Here is a 16,999-nt window from a genome sequence, read left to right as displayed (position 1 = left end):
CCCTGTGTCCAGGATGATGAGCCAGTTTATGTCTGTACGCGGCTGGACCGCCCTCGGCATCGTTGCCGTTACCGCCCTTATTCTCGGACTGATCGGCGCGGGCGCGGACCTCGTCATCGTCAGCATCGCCGGCGGTGTTGCCGCAGTCCTTGCCTGCGTCGCGGGCCGAAGCGACGGTCCCGATGCGGTCGCGCCCGCGGCCGCAGCCGCCCCCCTGCTCACGCTCGAGCCGGTGCTGGACGCGCTGGCGGAGCCTGTGCTGATCCTGTCCGGCCCGCGCATCGTCACGGCCAATGCGGCGGCACGCGCATTGCTCGGCGCGCATGTGATCGGCGAGGACGCCCGCACCGCCATTCGGCACCCGGCGGCTTCGGGGCTTCTAGCCGATCAGGGCGGCGGCGGGCCGGTCGCGCTGACCGGGCTTGGCTCGCCGTCGCAGCGATGGGAAATGCAGATCGCGCCGATCGGCGATGGTCGCCGCCTCGTCCATCTCGCCGATCGCAGCGGCAGCCACGCGGCGGAGCGGATGCGTGTCGATTTCGTGGCCAATGCCAGTCACGAACTGCGCACGCCGCTGGCGTCGATCCTCGGCTATGTGGAAACGCTGTCCGACGCGGCGGGCGAAGATCCCGCGATCCGCGCGCGCTTTCTGAAGATCGTCTTCGACGAGGCGCGGCGGATGCAGCGGCTGGTCGACGACCTGATGAGCCTCTCGCGCATCGAGGCAGAAAAATATCGCGCTCCGGCGGACACCGTGGACCTTGGCGCACTGGTCGACGAAACCCATGCCGAACTGGCGCAGGCGCATGACGGCCGCGGGCGCGACATCATCCTGGAGCACGACACCGGCGTCATTCCCGTCATGGGTGATCGCACGCAATTGTCGCAGCTGCTCCACAATCTGATCGGCAACGCCATGAAATATGGCCAGCCCGGCACGCCCGTGCGCGTCTCGATCGTGCGGGAGCCGGACGCGGTGCGCCTCGTCGTGGCGGATCAGGGCGAAGGCATTCCGCCAGAGCATCTGCCCCGCCTGACCGAGCGGTTCTATCGCGTCGATCCGGGCCGCAGTCGCTCGGTGGGCGGCACCGGCCTCGGCCTCGCGATCGTCAAGCATATCGTCGAGCGCCACCGCGGCCGGCTCGATATCGTCAGCCGGGTCGGCGAAGGAACGCGTGTTACGGTGGTGCTCCGCCCGCCGACGAACGCGCCTCCAGAGCCGGTGTCATGAAGCGGTAACTCGGGTGTCACACAGGCGGCGCGTCGGGAAAACACCTACCGGAAATATCATGAGTCGCGCCGCTCTGCCCTTCGCGCTGCTTGCGCTCAGTTCGGCTTGCCATGATCAGGCGAGCGGCGGTGCCGGCGCGCGTGCGCAGATCAAGGCGGTGGGCTCGTCCACGGTTTACCCGTTCACCACGATCGTCGCCGAACAGTATCTGGCGAACAATCCGGGCGCCCGCCCGCCGGTGATCGAATCCACCGGCACCGGCGCGGGCATGCGCCTGTTCTGCGCGGGGATCGGGGCGGCGCACCCCGACATCGTCAATGCCTCGCGCCGCATGAAGCGAAGCGAATTCGAAACCTGCGCCAAGAACGGCGTACGTGACATTCTGGAAGTGCAGGTCGGCATCGACGGCGTCGCTTTCGCCGAGGCAAAGGCCGGACCGAAAATGGCGCTCACCCCGGCCGACATCTATCGCGCGCTGGCCGCTGCACCTGGTGGCAAGGCCAATACCGCCCGTACGTGGCGCGATGTGAACCCGTCGCTGCCGGCCACCCCGATCCAGGTCTATGGGCCGCCCGCCACCAGCGGCACGCGCGACGCGCTGGCCGAACTGATCCTGGCGCGCGGCTGTATCGACAGTGATCCGACGGCCAAGCAACTGGAAGAGTCCGACACGGACGCTTTCAAGGCGCGGTGCCAGCGCGTCCGGGAGGACGGCGCCTACATCGACGCTGGCGAAAACGACAATCTTATCGTCCAGAAGCTGACCGCCAATCCCGACGCGCTCGGCATCTTCGGCTATTCCTACCTCGAAGAAAATGCCGGCTCGGTAACCGGCGTGCCGATCGCCGGTGTCGCGCCGAGCAGCGCAACGATCGCGAGCGGCGAATATCCGGGTGCGCGGCCGCTCTTCATCTATGTGAAAAAAGCACATCTAAAGGCTGTGCCGGGTCTCGGTCGCTTCGTGCAGCAATATACGGCCCTGTGGGGCGCCAGCGGACCGCTCGCGCGGCGCGGGCTCATCCCGGCACCGTCCGTCGTTCAGGCTCAGGCCGCCGCGATCGTGAAGCGTGAAACACCGCTCAGAGAGGCCGCGCTGAAATGAGCGTTGGCGCATTGTTCTTCGTGGTGATCGTGCTCGGCCTGATCGGCTGGTTCGTGGGGCGGGCGCGGGCGATCGCGCTGCGCAGCTCCCGTACCGGCCGCTTCAGCGCCCTTCCGGGTCATCACGGCTGGTTCGTCGCGCTCTGGACGACGCTGCCGCCGCTGCTCTTTCTCGCGATCTGGTTCTTCGTCTCGCCTGCGATGGTCACCGATGCCGTGATCGCGACGCCGCAAGCTGCCAGCCTGCCGCCGACTGGTTTCGAGCGGTCCGCGATCCTCTCCGAGGCACGAAATCTGGCGCGTGGCGAGGCATTCGGTGCGTTTCACGACCTGTCGGAGGTGCTCGCCCCGGCCTATGCCGCCGCGCAACGCCGCTTCGACTGGATCGCCACCGCGCTCGCCGCAATCCTTGCCTTTGCCGGTTTCGCCTTCTCCTATCTGCGCGTGCGGCCGCAGTTCGGCGCCCGAACGGCGGTCGAGCGCATCGTCATGCTGCTGTTGCTGGGCGCTTCGCTGATCGCGATCCTCACCACCTTCGGCATTGTCGCTAGCCTGCTGTTCGAAAGCGCGCGTTTCTTCTCGATCGTGCCGCTCATCGATTTCCTGTTCGGCACGCACTGGTCGCCGCAGGTGATCGACCCGCGCGATCCCGGCGCGAACCTGGGTGCGGTGCCGCTTTTCTGGGGCACTTTCTTCATCGGCGCGGTGATTGCCATGCTGGTGGCGATCCCGTTCGGCCTGATGAGCGCCATCTACCTCACGCAATATGCGAAACTGTCGACGCGTCGCTGGATCAAGCCGCTGCTGGAGGTGCTCGCCGGTGTGCCGACGGTGGTCTATGGCTATTTCGCCGCGCTCACCGTCGCCCCCGCCGTGCGCGATTTCGCCGTGATGATCGGCATCCGCTGGGCCAGCAGCGAGAGCGCGCTTGCCGCCGGTCTCGTCATGGGTGTCATGATCATCCCGTTCGTGTCCTCCATAGCGGACGACTCGCTGGCGGCCGTGCCCAGCTCCATGCGCGACGGCAGCCTCGCCATGGGCGCGACCCCCTCCGAGACGATCCGCAAGGTGCTCGTCCCCGCCGCCCTGCCCGGCATCGTCGGCGGTGTGCTGCTCGCCGTCAGCCGCGCGATCGGCGAAACCATGATCGTCGTCATGGCCGCATCGGGCGTCGCCACCCTGACGCTCAACCCGTTCGCCAGCACCACTACGGTCACCAAGCAGATCGTCGACTTGCTCACCGGCGAGGCGGAATTTGACAGCGCCAAGACGCTGGCGGCCTTCGCCCTTGGGCTGACTCTGTTCGTCATCACGCTGTTGCTCAACATCGTCGCGCTCATCGTGGTGAAAAGGTACCGCGAGGCTTATGACTGATCGCGCTCCTACGAATTGGCGCGCCGAGGCGATGCGGCGCCGCATCGCCCGTCGGTATGCGGCCGAGCGGCGCTTTCGCTGGCTCGGCCTCGGCGCAATCGTGCTGTCCGCCGCCTTTCTCTTCTTTCTGATCATCACCATGGTCATGCAGGGCGCGGCCGGCTTTCTGGAGACGCGCGTCCAGCTGCCGATCGACTTTCGCGCCGCCGAGCTGAACGTGACGCCCGAGCAGCTGCGCGGCGATCGCGGCGACCTGGCGCTCGCCGGCGCCGGCCTGGAGGGCGTCGTCGACGCAGCGGCGGGCGCAGCCTTCCCCACGGCGGGCGGCGCAGAACTGCTCTCGGACGGCGCGTGGCTGCGCGTGCGCAACGCCGTGAAGGCGAACCCCGCGCTGTTGCGTCAGCAGGTGGTGATCGACGTACCGGTGAATTCGGACGTCGATATGGCGTTCAAACGAGCAGGCACGCCGGCGGCCGAACGCATCGTCAGCGCAATGGGCGACCGACTGTCCAGCGGCCTCAATCACGATTTCTTCGGCGGCGCGGACTCCTCCGATCCCACCCGCGTCGGCATCTGGGGCGCGCTCAAGGGTTCGCTGCTGACGATGCTCGTCACCCTGCTGATCGCCTTTCCGGTCGGGGTCCTCTCGGCACTGTACCTTGAGGAATATGCCCCGCGGAACCGCTGGACCGACCTTATCGAGGTGTCGATCAACAATCTTGCCGCCGTTCCGTCGATCATCTTCGGCCTGCTCGGCCTCGCCGTGTTCCTCAACACCTTCGGCCTTCCCCGCTCCGCGCCGATCGTCGGCGGCCTCACGCTGGCGCTCATGACCATGCCGGTGATCGTCATCGCCGGGCGCAACGCGATCAAGGCCGTGCCCCCGTCGATCCGCGACGCGGCGCTCGGCGTCGGCGCCAGCCCGGTGCAGGTCGTCTTCCACCATGTCCTGCCGCTTGCGTTGCCGGGCATCCTCACGGGCACGATCATCGGCATGGCGCGCGCGCTCGGCGAAACGGCGCCTTTGCTGATGATCGGCATGCGCGCCTTCATTGCCGCGCCGCCGGAGGGGCTAACCGATCCTGCAACCGTGCTTCCGGTGCAGATTTTCCTCTGGTCGGACGAGGTCGCCCGCGGCTTTGTCGAGAAAACCTCAGCCGCCATCATCGTGCTGCTGGTGTTCCTCCTCGCGATGAACGGCCTCGCCATTTACCTCCGCAACCGCTTCGAGACCCGCTGGTGAGCCACAAGATCAACGCCCACAACGTCAACGTCTTCTACGGCGAGAAGCAGGCGATCCGGAACGTCTCGATCGATGTCGATCAGGAGGACGTCACGGCCTTCATCGGCCCCTCGGGCTGCGGCAAGTCGACGTTCCTTCGCACGCTGAACCGGATGAACGACACCGTCGCGTCGGCCCGTGTCGAAGGCGACATCCGGCTCGACGGAGAAGACATCTATTCCAAGGACATGGACGTGGTGCAGCTGCGCGCGCGCGTCGGCATGGTGTTCCAGAAGCCAAACCCGTTCCCCAAGTCGATCTACGAGAACGTCGCCTACGGCCCGCGCATTCACGGCCTCGCCAGCGGCAAGGCGGAGCTCGATACGATCGTTGAGCAGTCGCTCACCCGCGCCGGCCTGTGGAGCGAGGTTAAGGATCGCCTGTCCGACAGTGGTACCGCGCTTTCCGGCGGTCAGCAGCAGCGTTTGTGCATCGCGCGCGCTATCGCCGTCGATCCCGAGGTGATCCTGATGGACGAGCCGTGCAGCGCGCTCGATCCGATCGCCACCGCACGTATCGAGGAACTGATCCACGATCTGCGCGGCCGCTACGCGATCGTGATCGTCACGCACAACATGCAGCAGGCCGCGCGCGTCAGCCAGAAAACCGCCTTCTTTCACCTCGGCGAACTGGTGGAATACGGCGACACCAACGACATCTTCACCAACCCGCGCGAGCAGCGCACCACCGATTACATCACGGGCCGCTACGGCTGAGGGGACAGGACATGGCGGAACATACCGTCAAGGCGTTCGACGAGGACATCGGCCGGCTACGCGGCCTCATCAGCCAGATGGGCGGGCTTGCCGAACAGGCGATCGAAGGTGCCATGCGCTCGTTGCAGCGTGGCGATCTCGAGCTTGCCGCTCAGGTACGCGCGGCCGACAAGCAGATCGATATCATCGAGGCGGAGGTCGAGCGCCTGGTCGTGCGCATCATCGCGCTGCGCGCACCGATGGCCAACGATCTGCGCGAAGTTGTCGCCGCGCTGAAGATCGCCGCCGTGGTGGAGCGGATCGGCGACTATGCCAAGAACATCGCCAAGCGTGTACCGCTGATCGAAAGCGAGCACCGCATCGATCCGATATCCGTGATCCAGGCGATGGGCCGCATGGCGGCCGAGATGGTGCACGACGTGCTCGACGCCTTTGCCGCGCGCGACGCAGCGGCCGCGGTCGAGATCTGCGAGCGTGATACGGCGCTGGACGATTTCTACGACGCCATCTTCCGCACGCTCGTGACGCACATGGTCGAGAATCCAAAGACGATCAGCGAGGTCGCACACCTTCTGTTCGTCGCGAAGAACCTCGAACGGATCGGCGATCACGCGACCAATGTTGCGGAAATGGTCTATTTTGCGGCGACCGGCACGCAGCTTGCCGATCGCGAGAAGGGGGAATGATGGCACGCGCACGAATGCTCTTGGTCGAGGACGATGCCGCCCTGGCCGAGCTTCTCGTCTGGCACTTCAAGCGTGAGGATTTCGAGGTCGTCCACACGATCGACGGCGAGGAAGCGTTGCTGCTCGCACGCGAAAAGGTGCCGGACATCGTCCTTCTCGACTGGATGGTCGAGGGGCTGTCCGGCATCGAGGTATGCCGCCGCCTGCGCCGCACGGCCGAAACCGCCAACGTGCCGATCATCATGCTCACCGCGCGCGGCGAGGAGGCGGATCGCATCCGTGGGCTTGAAACCGGCGCGGACGATTATGTCACGAAGCCGTTCAGCCCGCGCGAGCTCGTCGCGCGCGTGTCCGCCGTGCTGCGCCGCGTGCGCCCCGCCCTCGCCGGTGAGGCCCTGTCCTATGCCGATCTCGAAATGGACACCGTCGGCCACAAGGTGCGCCGAGGCGGCGAGGTGATCCCGCTCGGCCCGACCGAGTTCCGCCTGCTCAAGCACTTCCTCGAACACCCCGGCCACGTTTTCTCGCGCGAACGCCTGCTCGACAGCGTCTGGGGGCATGACAGCGACATCGAAAGCCGCACCGTCGACGTGCACATCCGCCGATTGCGCAAGGCGATCAACGAAGGCGGCCGCCCGGACATCATCCGCACGGTGCGTTCCGCCGGCTATGCGCTGGACGCCGGACACTAAGCTTACACAGCACCCCTGCCTGCGCACTTCTCCTGTCGAATCGCCTTCGAAACGAAGGATACTTTGAGCGTCGAACGCGTTCGTCAGCCGCGTTCTTGCACGTATTCGAGCGTATTCTGACAGGAGAATGGCAGATGAAATCGTTCCTTTTGGCAGCCGCCGCGCTCATCGCGACGCCGGCGCTTGCGCAGATGCAGCCGGCCGACACCGCGGGTCAGACCACGCCCGGCACGGAAATGCAGAACACGGACACCATGAGCACGACCACGGCTGATCCCGCCATGCAGGCGCCGACCAACGGTAGCACCATGAGCACCAGCGGCTCGATGAACACCACTGGCACCATGTCGAGCGACGCGATGGCTGGGCCGGGCGGCTATATGCCCAGCACGCCTGCGCTGCAGGGTACCCCGGCGCCGGGCGCGATCGTCCGCTTCCAGCAGGCCCCGGCACCGGACGTCGCCTTCCCGCCGCCGGCCCCGAAGCAGGATTATCCGATCTGCAAGAAGGGCCAGTATGATGGCTGCATGCAGCCGGGCGGCAAATGATCGGCTGACCATGCGGGCGGTTGCGCCCGTTTGAATGTTCAGTATGGGAAGGCGCTCCATTTCACGTGAGGGGAGCGCCTTTTCCATGTCCATCCGTTTCGATGATAAGGTCGCCATTGTCACCGGTGCCGGCGGCGGTCTGGGGCGCGAATACGCGCTTGAACTCGCGCGTCGCGGGGCAAAGGTTGTCGTCAACGATCTCGGCGGCGATCGTACCGGCTCCGGTGCCTCCGACGCCGCGCACAAGGTCGTCGAGGAAATCAAGGCGGCCGGCGGCGAAGCGATGGCGAACGGCGCCAGTGTCACCGAATATGATCAGATGGTCGAAATGGTCGCCAAGGCCAAGGAAGCCTGGGGCGGCGTCCACGTCCTCATCAACAATGCCGGCGTGCTGCGTGACAAGTCGTTCGCGAAGATGGACCCGGCCGACTTCGCCTTCGTGGTCCAGGTCCACCTGCTCGGCTCCGCCAACGCGACCAAGGCGGTGTGGGAAACGATGCGCGAGCAGAACTATGGCCGCATCCTGATGACCGCGTCGTCGACCGGCCTGTACGGCAACTTCGGCCAGACCAACTACGGCGCGGCCAAGCTCGGTCTCGCCGGCTTCACCAAGTCGCTCTACCTCGAGGGTGCGAAGAACAACATCAAGGTCAACACCCTCGCGCCGGTCGCCGGCACGCGCATGACCGAGGACCTGTTCCCCGAGCAGCTCTTCCAGGCATTCTCGCCCGACAAGGTCGTGCCCGCCGCGCTGTACCTCGTCAGCGAAGACGCGCCGACCAATCAGATCGTCGGCGCTGGCGCCGGCGTGTTCCAGGCGGCCTATGTCACGCTCACGCCTGGCGTGGCGCTCAGCGGTGACGAGCTTTCGCCGGAAGGCATCGCCAAGCATTGGGCCGAGATCACCGATCGCACCGGCGAGATCGTGCCGGATTCGGGCGCCGGCCAGTCGATGATGATCGGCAAGAAGCTTCAGGGCAACTGACGCAGCGTCCGATTGCCTCTTCCGACGACTACGTTATCCTCGCGGTCGTCGGGGGAGCATCGGATTGTACAGCGAGAGTGATATCGACGGTGCCGTCGCGGCGGGGGTGCTGAGCCCTGCGGCGGCGACGGCATTTCGCAATCATATGGCAGCGTTGCGCCAGGCGCCGGCCGTTGACGAAGAGCAGTTCCGGCTGCTCACCGGCTTCAACGACATCTTTGTCTCGATCGCCATCGTCATGCTCCTTGTCGCCGTCGGATGGATCGGTGCCGCAATGGCAACGCCTCTGGGGCCGATGGGTGTCGCTGCGGCCAGCTGGGTGTTGGCCGAATATTTCACCGGCCAACGCCGGATGGCGCTGCCCTCGATCGTTCTGCTACTCGCCTTTTTGGCGGGTGTCGCCTGGACGCCGCTGGCTTGGCTGATCGCGCATGGCAATGCAGTAGAGGCGCAGGTAAAGGACATCACCGTCGATCGGGATGTTCAGACCGCAATCGTTGGCGTCCTCGGTGCCGGCATCGCTGCGCTGACCGCATTGGCAGCCTGGCTCCATTGGCGACGGTTCATGGTGCCGATCACCGTAGCTGCCGCCGCGCTGGCGGGCGTCGGCGTCGTCATATCCCTGATCCTGGCCGTTGTGCCCGGTGCGAGCGCGGCTATTCTACCCATTGTCCTGACGGCGGGACTGGCGGTGTTCGCCTTTGCCATGTGGTGGGACCTGCGCGACCCGCTGCGTCGCACACGCCGCTCGGACGTCGCCTTCTGGCTGCACCTCGCCGCCGCGCCGATGATTGCGCATGCGCTGTTCAACGTCATCGGCGTGTTCGAGGATGCGATGAACGGCTGGCGCGCCTTGCTCGTGCTGCTTCTGTACGCCGCGTTCGGCTTCGTCGCCCTGCTGATCGATCGCCGTGCGCTGCTCGTCTCCAGTCTCGCGTACGTCCTCTACGCCCTGTCGACGCTGTTCCAAACGGCCGGTGCGGTTGAGCTGTCTGCGGCGTTCACCGCATTGGTGATCGGATCGGCCCTGCTGCTGCTCTCCGCCTTCTGGCACAAGGTCCGCCAACATGTCGTGGGCCTGGTCGGGCCCGCCCTTGCCGGCCGCCTGCCGCCGGTGAACATGGCGACCTGAACCGCGCCACGCCGCGTCAGAGTGAGGATCAGTCCTCGACCAGCTTCATCAGCCGGCGCTCGATCGGCGCCAGCACGGGGCCAAGCTCGTGGCCGCGCTTGACGACCTGCCCGGCCTCCCCGATCAGCGCCCACATGCCCTGACGATTGCGCAGCGCTGGCCGCTTCTCGATGCGGAACTCGGGGCGCTCGGCCGCCCGGCGAAAGGCGGCAAAGACCGCGGCATCGCGGCCCAGCTCCATCGCATAATCCTTCCAATGCCCGGCAGCGACCATCCGGCCGTACAGGTCGAGAATGCGGTTGAGCTCAGGCCGATCGAACCCGATCTGCCCCGGCCGGCCTGACGCGGGAAACGGCGTAACGACGCCCATCAGGCGCGATCACGCGCTCGCTGGCTGCCGTCCTGCTCCTCGATCAGCGCGTCGAGGCGCTTCTTCATCGCCTCAAGCTCGCAGCGCAGAATCTCCACCTTCTGCGTCGCGGGATCGAACATCTCGCTGCACGGCGTGCCATAAGCCATGAACGCGCGCTCGGGCGCCCGGCCACCTTCCACCATGGTGGGACGCGCCGGAATGCCGACCATCACCGCGCCTTCGGGCACATCCTTGGTGACGACCGCGTTCGCGCCCACGCGCGACCGGCGACCGACCGTGATCGGCCCCAGTACCTGCGCGCCCGAACCGATGATCGCACCGTCGCTGATCGTCGGGTGGCGTTTGCCCGCCACGCCATCGTCGGGGCTGGTGCCGCCCAGCGTCACGCACTGATAGATGGTGACGTCGTCGCCGATCTCCGCGGTTTCGCCGATCACCACGAAGCCGTGGTCGATGAAGAAGTTGCGGCCGATCTTTGCACCCGGATGGATGTCGATCGCGGTCATGAACCGCGCAAAGTGGTTCACCGCGCGTGCCAGGAAGAACAGCCGCGCGCGGTACAAGCGATGCGCCACGCGATGGCAGCCAAGCGCCCAGACACCCGGATAGGTCAGGATCTCCAGCCGCGAATGCGGCGCCGGATCGCGGGCCCGGATGGAATCGAGATACCTGCCAAGTCGCGCCATCACGCGTCCCCTTAATCGTGATGCCGCGACTTAAGCGCTCCACCTTTCGTTTTCCAGCACCCACGAATGCAAAGCTGGGCTACTGAAACCATATCAATCTTGTAGGTTTTACGATTGTGCGGCATGCAGGGCGAGTCTGCCGGACCAGAGGGCCGAAATGGATTTGTCGCAGTTAAGCATCGAGCCGTTGCTGCCGTTCATTCTCGTCGGCTTCGGCGCGCAGATCGTCGATGGCGCGCTGGGCATGGCCTTCGGGGTCATCTGCAACACCCTGCTCGTCGCGGTGATGGGCCTGTCGCCGGCGCGCGCATCGGCCAACGTTCATATCGTCGAAACCTTCACCACCGCCGTCTCGGGCATCAGCCATGTGCTCCATGGCAACGTCGATCCGCGGCTGTTCCTGCGGCTGCTTGTTCCCGGAATCATCGGCGGTGTTGGCGGGGCCTATCTGCTCACCAGCATCGACGGCGAAACGGTGAAGCCGTTCGTGCTCGGCTATCTGATCGCGATCGGCATCTACCTGCTGATCCGCGGCCTGCTGTTTCCGCCGACCACGCAAAAGCCGAAGGTGGTGGAGCCACTCGGCCTGATCGGCGGCTTTCTGGATGCGGCCGGCGGCGGCGGCTGGGGTCCAGTGGTTACCTCCAATCTACTGGTCCAGGGCGTCGAGCCGCGCCGCGTGGTGGGAACGGTGAACTCTGTCGAGTTCTTTCTCACCCTGACCGTGTCGGCCACCTTTATCGCCAATCTCGGCTTGCAGGATTTCGCATCGGCAACGCTGGGGCTGCTGATCGGCGGCGTGCTTGCGGCGCCGTTCGGCGCGGTGATGGCCAAGCGGATCCCGATCAAGACGATGCTGATCCTGGTCGGCGTCGTGCTGACGATCACCAGCACCTACGGGTTCATTCGCGCTGTATTGTAAGGGGCACGCCGCTCGCATCATCGACCAAAACGGGCTAGCAAGCGCTCGGTGATCGATCGGGACGATTAATGGCGAATACCTACCTGCCCACGCTCAAGCAGTTGCAATATCTGATCGCGCTTCGCGACCACGGCCATTTCGGGCGCGCCGCCGACGCCTGTTTCGTGACGCAGTCCACCCTGTCAGCCGGCATTCGCGAGCTTGAAACGCTGATCGGCGTGACGCTGGTGGAGCGTACGCGCCGCGTCGTGCGCTTCACGCCGCTGGGGGAGCAGATCGTCGCCAAGGCGCGGCGCGTGGTGCGCGAGGCGGAGGAGCTTGGTGACCTCGCCCGCGCAGCCGGACGCCCGCTTTCGGGCGAAATGCGCATGAGCGTCATTCCGACGATCGCGCCGTTCCTTCTGCCGCGCGTGTTGCCGCGCCTGCGCACCGAATATCCCGACCTGAAGCTCTTCCTGCGCGAGGAGCCGAGCGCCGCCGCCTGCGATTCGCTGCAAAGCGGCCGCGCGGATTGCGTGCTCCTCGCCCTTCCGTATTCCTGCGGCGAAGTGACCACACAGGAACTGTTCGACGACCGCCTCTTTCTCGCGTTTCCGACCGGCGAGCTGGCGGAGGACGTAAAGCCGATCTCGCCCGCAGACATCGACGAAACCCGCCTCCTCCTGCTGGAGGATGGCCATTGCCTGAAGGATCACGCGCTCGCCGCCTGCAACCGCCCCGAGCTTCGCGCAGAGGCGACCATGATGGGCACCTCGCTGCACACCATCGTGCAGATGGTCGACAACCGCCTTGGCGTCACGATGCTGCCCGAGATCGCGCTCAACGCCGGCATTCTCGAACACACGGGCATCGCCGCCCGCCCGCTCGGCGGCGACAACCCGCAGCGCACCATCGCGCTCGCCTGGCGCCGCGCCAGCCCGCGCGAGCGTGACTTTCGCCTGCTCGCCGAAATCCTCTCGACCGAGCGCTAATCGCACGCGCCCTCTTTCAATCCGCCGCCGATTAAGCAAAGTGACTTAGAAGGCGAACGCCGCGATAGAGGGAGAGGATGATGGCAAGTTGGTCATCGGCAACGCACCGGGTGAGGCGCGCATGAGCGGTGCGCGCCTGGCGGAGGTGTCGCCACGTCACAAGTTCGACGAGGCACGCCTCGCCGATTGGCTGAGCCGCCATGTGGAAGGGTTCGGCCGCGAGATGCAGGTGCGTCAGTTCATCGGCGGCGCCTCGAACCCCACCTTCATGCTCTCCACCGACGCCGGCGATTACGTCCTGCGCAAGAAGCCACCGGGGCAGTTGCTCGCCAGCGCGCACCAGGTCGACCGCGAATATCGCGTCATGGCCGCGCTGCGCGATGCCGACGTGCCCGTGCCCGTGATGCGCGCCTTGTGCGACGATCCCGAGGTGATCGGCACCAGTTTTTACGTGATGGACTATCTGGAGGGCCGCATCTTCCGCGATGCCACTCTGCCCGAACTCACGCCCGCGGAGCGTAGCGCGGTCTATGATCAGCTGAACGCCACCCTTGCCGCGCTCCACTCGGTCGACCACCGCGCCGTGGGGCTGCAGGATTACGGCCGCCCGACCGGCTATTTCGAGCGGCAGATCGCGCGCTGGACCAAGCAATATCGTGGCGCCGAGACCGAGCCGGTGCCCGCCATGGAAGCACTGATCGCAGAGCTGCCCGCGCGCATCCCGCACGACGAAGCGGTCGCGATCGCGCATGGCGACTACCGCCTCGAAAACGTCATGTTCCACCCCACGGAGCCACGGCTGATCGCCGTCCTCGATTGGGAGCTCTCCACGATCGGTCACCCGCTCGCCGACCTCGGCTACAATGGCTTCATGTGGCATTCCACATCGCCGTCCTGGGGCACGCTCGACGGCGTCGATTTCGCCAGCAGCGGGATCCCCACGGAAGAGGAATATGTCGCCGCCTACTGCCGCCGCACCGGCCGCAGCGGGATCGACGACTGGAGCTTCTACCTCGGCTTTGCGGTCTTCCGCCTCGCCTCGATCAGCCAGGGTGTCTACGCGCGCGCCCTCGCCGGCACCACGCCCAACGCCGGCGAGGCGATCAATGGCTGCCCGGCGCTTGCCGAACAGGCACTGGCGCTCTTGCGCCGTGACGGATGAGGATCTGACATGACTGGCACCGAACAGCCGAACCACGCCGTCACGCCATTTCACCTCCATGTGCCAGAGGCCGCGCTTGAGGATCTGCACGATCGTCTGGCGCGCACGCGATGGCCCGAGCGCGAAACGGTGTCGGACTGGGAGCAGGGCGTACCACTCGATCGAGCGCGCGCCCTCGCGGACTATTGGCAGCATGAATACGATTGGCGCCGGTGCGAGGCAGCCCTCAACGCCGTCGGCCAGTTCAAGACGGTGATCGACGGGTTGGAGCTACACTTCCTACACCGCCGCTCACCCACCCCAAACGCCATGCCGCTCGTCCTGACGCACGGCTGGCCCGGCTCCGTGGTCGAGTTCCTCGAGGTCATTGGCCCGCTGACCGACCCCGAAGCGCACGGTGGCCGGGCGGAGGACGCCTTCCACGTCGTTTGCCCCTCCCTCCCCGGCTACGGCTTTTCCGCACGCCCTGAACAGGGCTGGCCCGTACCGCGGATCGCCGCGGCCTGGATTACGCTGATGAAACGGCTCGGCTACGATCGCTTCGTCGCGCAGGGCGGCGACTGGGGCTCTGCCGTCACCACCGCGATCGGTGCCAGCGGCGATCCAGCAGTGGCCGGCATTCACCTCAACATGCTCGTCGTCCGTCCCACACCGGAGGATCTCGCCAGGGCCACGCCGCAGGAAAAAGCCTCGCTTGAAAGCCTGCAACGCTACATGCAGGACGGCAACGGCTATTCGCAGCAGCAGGCCACCCGCCCGCAGACGCTCGGCTATGGCCTGGTCGACTCGCCGGTCGGCCAGGCGATGTGGATCTACGAAAAGTTTCGCGAATGGTCCGACTGCGACGGCGAGCCGGAGAATGCGCTCACCCGCGACGAAATGCTCGACGACATCATGCTCTATTGGCTCACCGGCACCGGCGCATCATCGGCGCGGCTCTATTACGAGAGCTTCCGCGCCTTCGGTGTCGAAAAGGTCACGGTGCCGACCGGCTACAGCATGTTCCCCAAGGAGATCTTCCGCGCCTCGCGCCGCTGGGCCGAGCGGCAGTACCCTAACATCATCCACTGGAACGAGCTCGACCGCGGCGGGCACTTCGCCGCCTTCGAGCAGCCCGAACTGTTCGTCGAGGAACTGCGCACCGCCTTCCGCTCGCTACGGCAGGGCTGATCAGTCGCGCACCAGCGCGTCGATCGCCGCCTGCAGGATGTGCGCCGCTGCCAGATTGTCGATTCGCTCGGCACGCTTGGCGCGGCTCATGTCTTGCTCGATCATCACGCGCTCCACCGCGACCGTGGACCAGCGTTCGTCCCACAACAGAACCGGCCCAAGATCGGCGATGTTGCGCGCGAACGCCCGCGTCGATTGGCTGCGCGGGCTCTCCGTGCCATCGAGGTTGAGCGGCAGCCCGAGCACGACACCAACCACATGCTGCGCGGTCATCAGTTCCACCAGCGCCGCTTTGTCCTGGCTGAACTTGCGCCGCTTGATCAGCGTAGCGGGGCTGGCAAAGCTCCAGCCGGCATCGCACAGCGCCGTACCGATCGTCTTGGTGCCAAGGTCCAGCCCGATCAGCCGACCGCCGCCGGGCATGGCGGCGCGGAATTCTAATGCCGAGGTGGTGATCATCGCGCCGCCACCCGCCGCGCGGCGTCGGCGCGCACATTGGCCCAGAACAGGCTGTAATCGTACACATGGTAATTGTTGCCCGGCAGCACATAGGGTCCGACATCCGGCCCCGCCCCGATCAGCAGCAATCCGCGTGCGTCGCAGCGTGCGGGCACCTGCCCCGGTTTGATCTCCGCGCTGCCCAGGTCAGCCGCCGGGAACAACGTCCCCTTGTTGGCGCTCGCCGGCGCCGTCGCGTCCAGCGTGCCGGTCAGCGGATTGGTGCACACCAGTTTGGTGTCCTTCCGCGACTTGCCGTCGAACCCGGTCGAGCGATCGTAATTGTCGATCACCAGCGACGGGTCGGCCGGCTCGGCAAAGCTCTCCCACGACAGGATACAGCCCCGCTGGTCGGCCCGCGCGCACGCTGGCAGGCCGAGAGCAGCCAGATCCCGGTCGCGGCTCACCGGCCAGCCGACGACGTAAGCGGCGACGATCCGCGCGGCGAGTGGCGTACCCGCCACCTTGTCCTTCAGCAGGCGGGTAAGGTGCAGCGCGCCTTGGCTGTGGCCGGCCAGAATGATCGGCCGATCGCCATCGATCTGACGCAGGAAGGCGGCAAAGGCGACCTGGATATCGCCATACGCCAGATCCAGCGCACGCTGCGCGTCGGCGGCGTCGGTCAGGAATGAGCCGAAGGTCGCCTGACGGTATCGCGGCGCCCAGATTTCCCCCACCTCGTTGAACACACTCGCCTGCCCGCGCAGGAACAGCGCGGCGCGATCGTTGGCGTCCTTGTTGTCGAGCGGGGCATTCCAATGATCCCCGCTCAGATAAGATGTCGGATGGATGAAGAACACCGCCGGTCCGCCGGGGCTCTGCCGCGGCTGATAGCCGACCGGCGTCCACAAGGCCGGGTTCCCGCCGATATCCGGCCGCGCCAGCCACATGTCCGCCCGGTCATAGACGTTCTCGCCCACGCCGCCTTGCGGCTCGAATGGCCGGTCGGGCACGAAGGTCCAGCGGATCAGGTCGTTGCCCCAGATACGGTAGACCACGGCACCGGCGATCACGAGCGCGATCAGGAAGGCAATGACGTAAAGGAACTTGCGAGCCATGCCCTCGCCTGCCCCAGCCGCCACGCGCGCGCAACTATCGTTACGCTCCGCCAGCGCTGTTGCCTTCGGGCGGGCGGCGGTGATAGCGCGCTGCCCATGTCCGTAGATACTGCCACCGTGAAAAAGGTCGCGAGCCTCGCGCGCATCGCGATCGACGACGCCCATGCCGAGCGCCTAGTGCCCGAGCTCAACAACATCCTCGGATGGATCGAGCAACTGGGCGAGGTGGATACCAGCGGCGTCGCGCCGATGACGGCGGTGATCCCCAACACGCTGCGCCTGCGCGACGATGTGGTGAACGCCGATCCGCTGACCGGCGGCGGCATCCGCGACGCGGTGCTCGCCAACGCGCCGCAGGCCGAGCACGGCTTCTTCACCGTGCCCAAGGTGATCGAGTGATCCTCTCCTCGGC

At 66.2% G+C, this 16,999-nt stretch carries 19 protein-coding genes; 15 read left to right on the top strand and 4 right to left on the bottom strand.

What is annotated here, in order from left to right:
* The first annotated feature begins 28 nt into the window (after positions 1 to 28).
* From SPDO_RS04145 to SPDO_RS04100, 10 genes are all read left to right on the top strand, one after another.
* Positions 29 to 1,231: an ATP-binding protein gene (locus tag SPDO_RS04145; RefSeq protein ID WP_245829086.1), complete on the top strand. Its 1,203-nt coding sequence runs from the start codon at positions 29 to 31 to the stop codon at positions 1,229 to 1,231.
* A gap of 58 nt (positions 1,232 to 1,289) precedes the next feature.
* The gene (locus SPDO_RS04140) at positions 1,290 to 2,333 is read left to right on the top strand and encodes a substrate-binding domain-containing protein (RefSeq protein ID WP_088366122.1); all 1,044 of its coding nucleotides are present in this window, start codon (positions 1,290 to 1,292) and stop codon (positions 2,331 to 2,333) included.
* A complete protein-coding gene (pstC, locus tag SPDO_RS04135; protein ID WP_088366121.1) occupies positions 2,330 to 3,706 on the top strand; it encodes a phosphate ABC transporter permease subunit PstC in 1,377 nt (458 codons plus the stop codon). Before SPDO_RS04140 ends, pstC begins: the two co-directional genes overlap by 4 nt.
* The gene (gene pstA / locus SPDO_RS04130; protein WP_245829083.1) at positions 3,699 to 4,949 is read left to right on the top strand and encodes a phosphate ABC transporter permease PstA; all 1,251 of its coding nucleotides are present in this window, start codon (positions 3,699 to 3,701) and stop codon (positions 4,947 to 4,949) included. Before pstC ends, pstA begins: the two co-directional genes overlap by 8 nt.
* A complete protein-coding gene (pstB, locus tag SPDO_RS04125; RefSeq protein ID WP_088366119.1) occupies positions 4,946 to 5,704 on the top strand; it encodes a phosphate ABC transporter ATP-binding protein PstB in 759 nt (252 codons plus the stop codon). Before pstA ends, pstB begins: the two co-directional genes overlap by 4 nt.
* An 11-nt stretch (positions 5,705 to 5,715) precedes the next feature.
* Positions 5,716 to 6,390, top strand: a complete 675-nt coding sequence (gene phoU / locus SPDO_RS04120; RefSeq protein ID WP_088366118.1) for a phosphate signaling complex protein PhoU — start codon at positions 5,716 to 5,718, stop codon at positions 6,388 to 6,390.
* Entirely contained in the window at positions 6,390 to 7,082 is a 693-nt protein-coding gene (gene phoB, locus SPDO_RS04115) for a phosphate regulon transcriptional regulator PhoB (protein WP_088366117.1), read from the top strand. The genes phoU and phoB overlap by 1 nt, the downstream gene beginning before the upstream one ends.
* Positions 7,083 to 7,216: 134 nt before the next feature.
* Positions 7,217 to 7,630: a hypothetical protein gene (locus SPDO_RS04110; RefSeq protein WP_088366116.1), complete on the top strand. Its 414-nt coding sequence runs from the start codon at positions 7,217 to 7,219 to the stop codon at positions 7,628 to 7,630.
* An 85-nt stretch (positions 7,631 to 7,715) separates the two neighbouring features.
* Positions 7,716 to 8,615: an SDR family NAD(P)-dependent oxidoreductase gene (locus SPDO_RS04105; protein WP_088366115.1), complete on the top strand. Its 900-nt coding sequence runs from the start codon at positions 7,716 to 7,718 to the stop codon at positions 8,613 to 8,615.
* 64 nt (positions 8,616 to 8,679) lie between these two features.
* Complete coding sequence (locus tag SPDO_RS04100) at positions 8,680 to 9,747, top strand: hypothetical protein (protein ID WP_088366114.1); 1,068 nt, start codon at positions 8,680 to 8,682, stop codon at positions 9,745 to 9,747.
* A 28-nt stretch (positions 9,748 to 9,775) separates the two neighbouring features.
* Here SPDO_RS04100 and SPDO_RS04095 read toward each other — a convergent pair whose 3' ends face one another.
* Both SPDO_RS04095 and epsC read right to left on the bottom strand, forming a co-directional pair.
* A complete protein-coding gene (locus SPDO_RS04095) occupies positions 9,776 to 10,117 on the bottom strand; it encodes a DUF2794 domain-containing protein (protein WP_088366113.1) in 342 nt (113 codons plus the stop codon).
* Positions 10,117 to 10,806 (bottom strand): serine O-acetyltransferase EpsC, encoded by a 690-nt coding sequence (gene epsC / locus SPDO_RS04090; protein ID WP_088366112.1) that lies wholly within the window; start codon positions 10,804 to 10,806, stop codon positions 10,117 to 10,119. Before epsC ends, SPDO_RS04095 begins: the two co-directional genes overlap by 1 nt.
* Positions 10,807 to 10,963: 157 nt before the next feature.
* On the opposite strand from epsC, the gene SPDO_RS04085 reads away from it, so the two are divergent.
* From SPDO_RS04085 to SPDO_RS04070, 4 genes are all read left to right on the top strand, one after another.
* A complete protein-coding gene (locus SPDO_RS04085; protein ID WP_088366111.1) occupies positions 10,964 to 11,728 on the top strand; it encodes a sulfite exporter TauE/SafE family protein in 765 nt (254 codons plus the stop codon).
* 68 nt (positions 11,729 to 11,796) lie between these two features.
* Positions 11,797 to 12,699, top strand: coding sequence for a hydrogen peroxide-inducible genes activator (locus tag SPDO_RS04080; RefSeq protein WP_088366110.1), 903 nt, complete (start codon positions 11,797 to 11,799; stop codon positions 12,697 to 12,699).
* Positions 12,700 to 12,820: 121 nt separating this feature from the next.
* On the top strand, positions 12,821 to 13,861 hold the full coding sequence (locus tag SPDO_RS04075; protein WP_088366374.1) for a phosphotransferase family protein: 1,041 nt from the start codon (positions 12,821 to 12,823) through the stop codon (positions 13,859 to 13,861).
* Positions 13,862 to 13,870: 9 nt separating this feature from the next.
* Complete coding sequence (locus tag SPDO_RS04070) at positions 13,871 to 15,031, top strand: epoxide hydrolase family protein (protein ID WP_088366109.1); 1,161 nt, start codon at positions 13,871 to 13,873, stop codon at positions 15,029 to 15,031.
* Here SPDO_RS04070 and ruvX read toward each other — a convergent pair whose 3' ends face one another.
* Both ruvX and SPDO_RS04060 read right to left on the bottom strand, forming a co-directional pair.
* A complete protein-coding gene (gene ruvX / locus SPDO_RS04065; RefSeq protein ID WP_088366108.1) occupies positions 15,032 to 15,490 on the bottom strand; it encodes a Holliday junction resolvase RuvX in 459 nt (152 codons plus the stop codon).
* Entirely contained in the window at positions 15,487 to 16,587 is a 1,101-nt protein-coding gene (locus tag SPDO_RS04060) for a DUF3089 domain-containing protein (RefSeq protein WP_088366107.1), read from the bottom strand. Before SPDO_RS04060 ends, ruvX begins: the two co-directional genes overlap by 4 nt.
* Positions 16,588 to 16,683: 96 nt before the next feature.
* Between SPDO_RS04060 and gatC the strand changes: the two genes are divergently transcribed.
* A complete protein-coding gene (gatC, locus tag SPDO_RS04055; protein ID WP_088366106.1) occupies positions 16,684 to 16,986 on the top strand; it encodes an Asp-tRNA(Asn)/Glu-tRNA(Gln) amidotransferase subunit GatC in 303 nt (100 codons plus the stop codon).
* The last annotated feature ends 13 nt before the right edge of the window (positions 16,987 to 16,999 follow it).

The organism is Sphingomonas dokdonensis (genome assembly GCF_002197685.1).
GTDB lineage: Bacteria > Pseudomonadota > Alphaproteobacteria > Sphingomonadales > Sphingomonadaceae > Sphingomonas > Sphingomonas dokdonensis.
This window is presented reverse-complemented; position numbering and strand designations above follow the sequence as displayed.

Excerpts from the sequence above, each read along its gene's own strand:
- phoU (WP_088366118.1), top strand. The coding sequence starts at position 5,716 with ATGGCGGAACATACCGTCAAGGCGTTCGACGAGGACATCGGCCGGCTA.
- phoB (WP_088366117.1), top strand. The coding sequence starts at position 6,390 with ATGGCACGCGCACGAATGCTCTTGGTCGAGGACGATGCCGCCCTGGCC.
- SPDO_RS04070 (WP_088366109.1), top strand. The coding sequence starts at position 13,871 with ATGACTGGCACCGAACAGCCGAACCACGCCGTCACGCCATTTCACCTC.
- SPDO_RS04110 (WP_088366116.1), top strand. The coding sequence starts at position 7,217 with ATGAAATCGTTCCTTTTGGCAGCCGCCGCGCTCATCGCGACGCCGGCG.
- SPDO_RS04105 (WP_088366115.1), top strand. The coding sequence starts at position 7,716 with ATGTCCATCCGTTTCGATGATAAGGTCGCCATTGTCACCGGTGCCGGC.
- pstA (WP_245829083.1), top strand. The coding sequence starts at position 3,699 with ATGACTGATCGCGCTCCTACGAATTGGCGCGCCGAGGCGATGCGGCGC.
- SPDO_RS04140 (WP_088366122.1), top strand. The coding sequence starts at position 1,290 with ATGAGTCGCGCCGCTCTGCCCTTCGCGCTGCTTGCGCTCAGTTCGGCT.
- SPDO_RS04080 (WP_088366110.1), top strand. The coding sequence starts at position 11,797 with ATGGCGAATACCTACCTGCCCACGCTCAAGCAGTTGCAATATCTGATC.
- epsC (WP_088366112.1), bottom strand. The coding sequence starts at position 10,806 with ATGGCGCGACTTGGCAGGTATCTCGATTCCATCCGGGCCCGCGATCCG.
- SPDO_RS04075 (WP_088366374.1), top strand. The coding sequence starts at position 12,821 with ATGAGCGGTGCGCGCCTGGCGGAGGTGTCGCCACGTCACAAGTTCGAC.
- ruvX (WP_088366108.1), bottom strand. The coding sequence starts at position 15,490 with ATGATCACCACCTCGGCATTAGAATTCCGCGCCGCCATGCCCGGCGGC.
- SPDO_RS04060 (WP_088366107.1), bottom strand. The coding sequence starts at position 16,587 with ATGGCTCGCAAGTTCCTTTACGTCATTGCCTTCCTGATCGCGCTCGTG.
- SPDO_RS04095 (WP_088366113.1), bottom strand. The coding sequence starts at position 10,117 with ATGGGCGTCGTTACGCCGTTTCCCGCGTCAGGCCGGCCGGGGCAGATC.
- SPDO_RS04145 (WP_245829086.1), top strand. The coding sequence starts at position 29 with ATGTCTGTACGCGGCTGGACCGCCCTCGGCATCGTTGCCGTTACCGCC.
- gatC (WP_088366106.1), top strand. The coding sequence starts at position 16,684 with ATGTCCGTAGATACTGCCACCGTGAAAAAGGTCGCGAGCCTCGCGCGC.
- SPDO_RS04085 (WP_088366111.1), top strand. The coding sequence starts at position 10,964 with ATGGATTTGTCGCAGTTAAGCATCGAGCCGTTGCTGCCGTTCATTCTC.
- pstC (WP_088366121.1), top strand. The coding sequence starts at position 2,330 with ATGAGCGTTGGCGCATTGTTCTTCGTGGTGATCGTGCTCGGCCTGATC.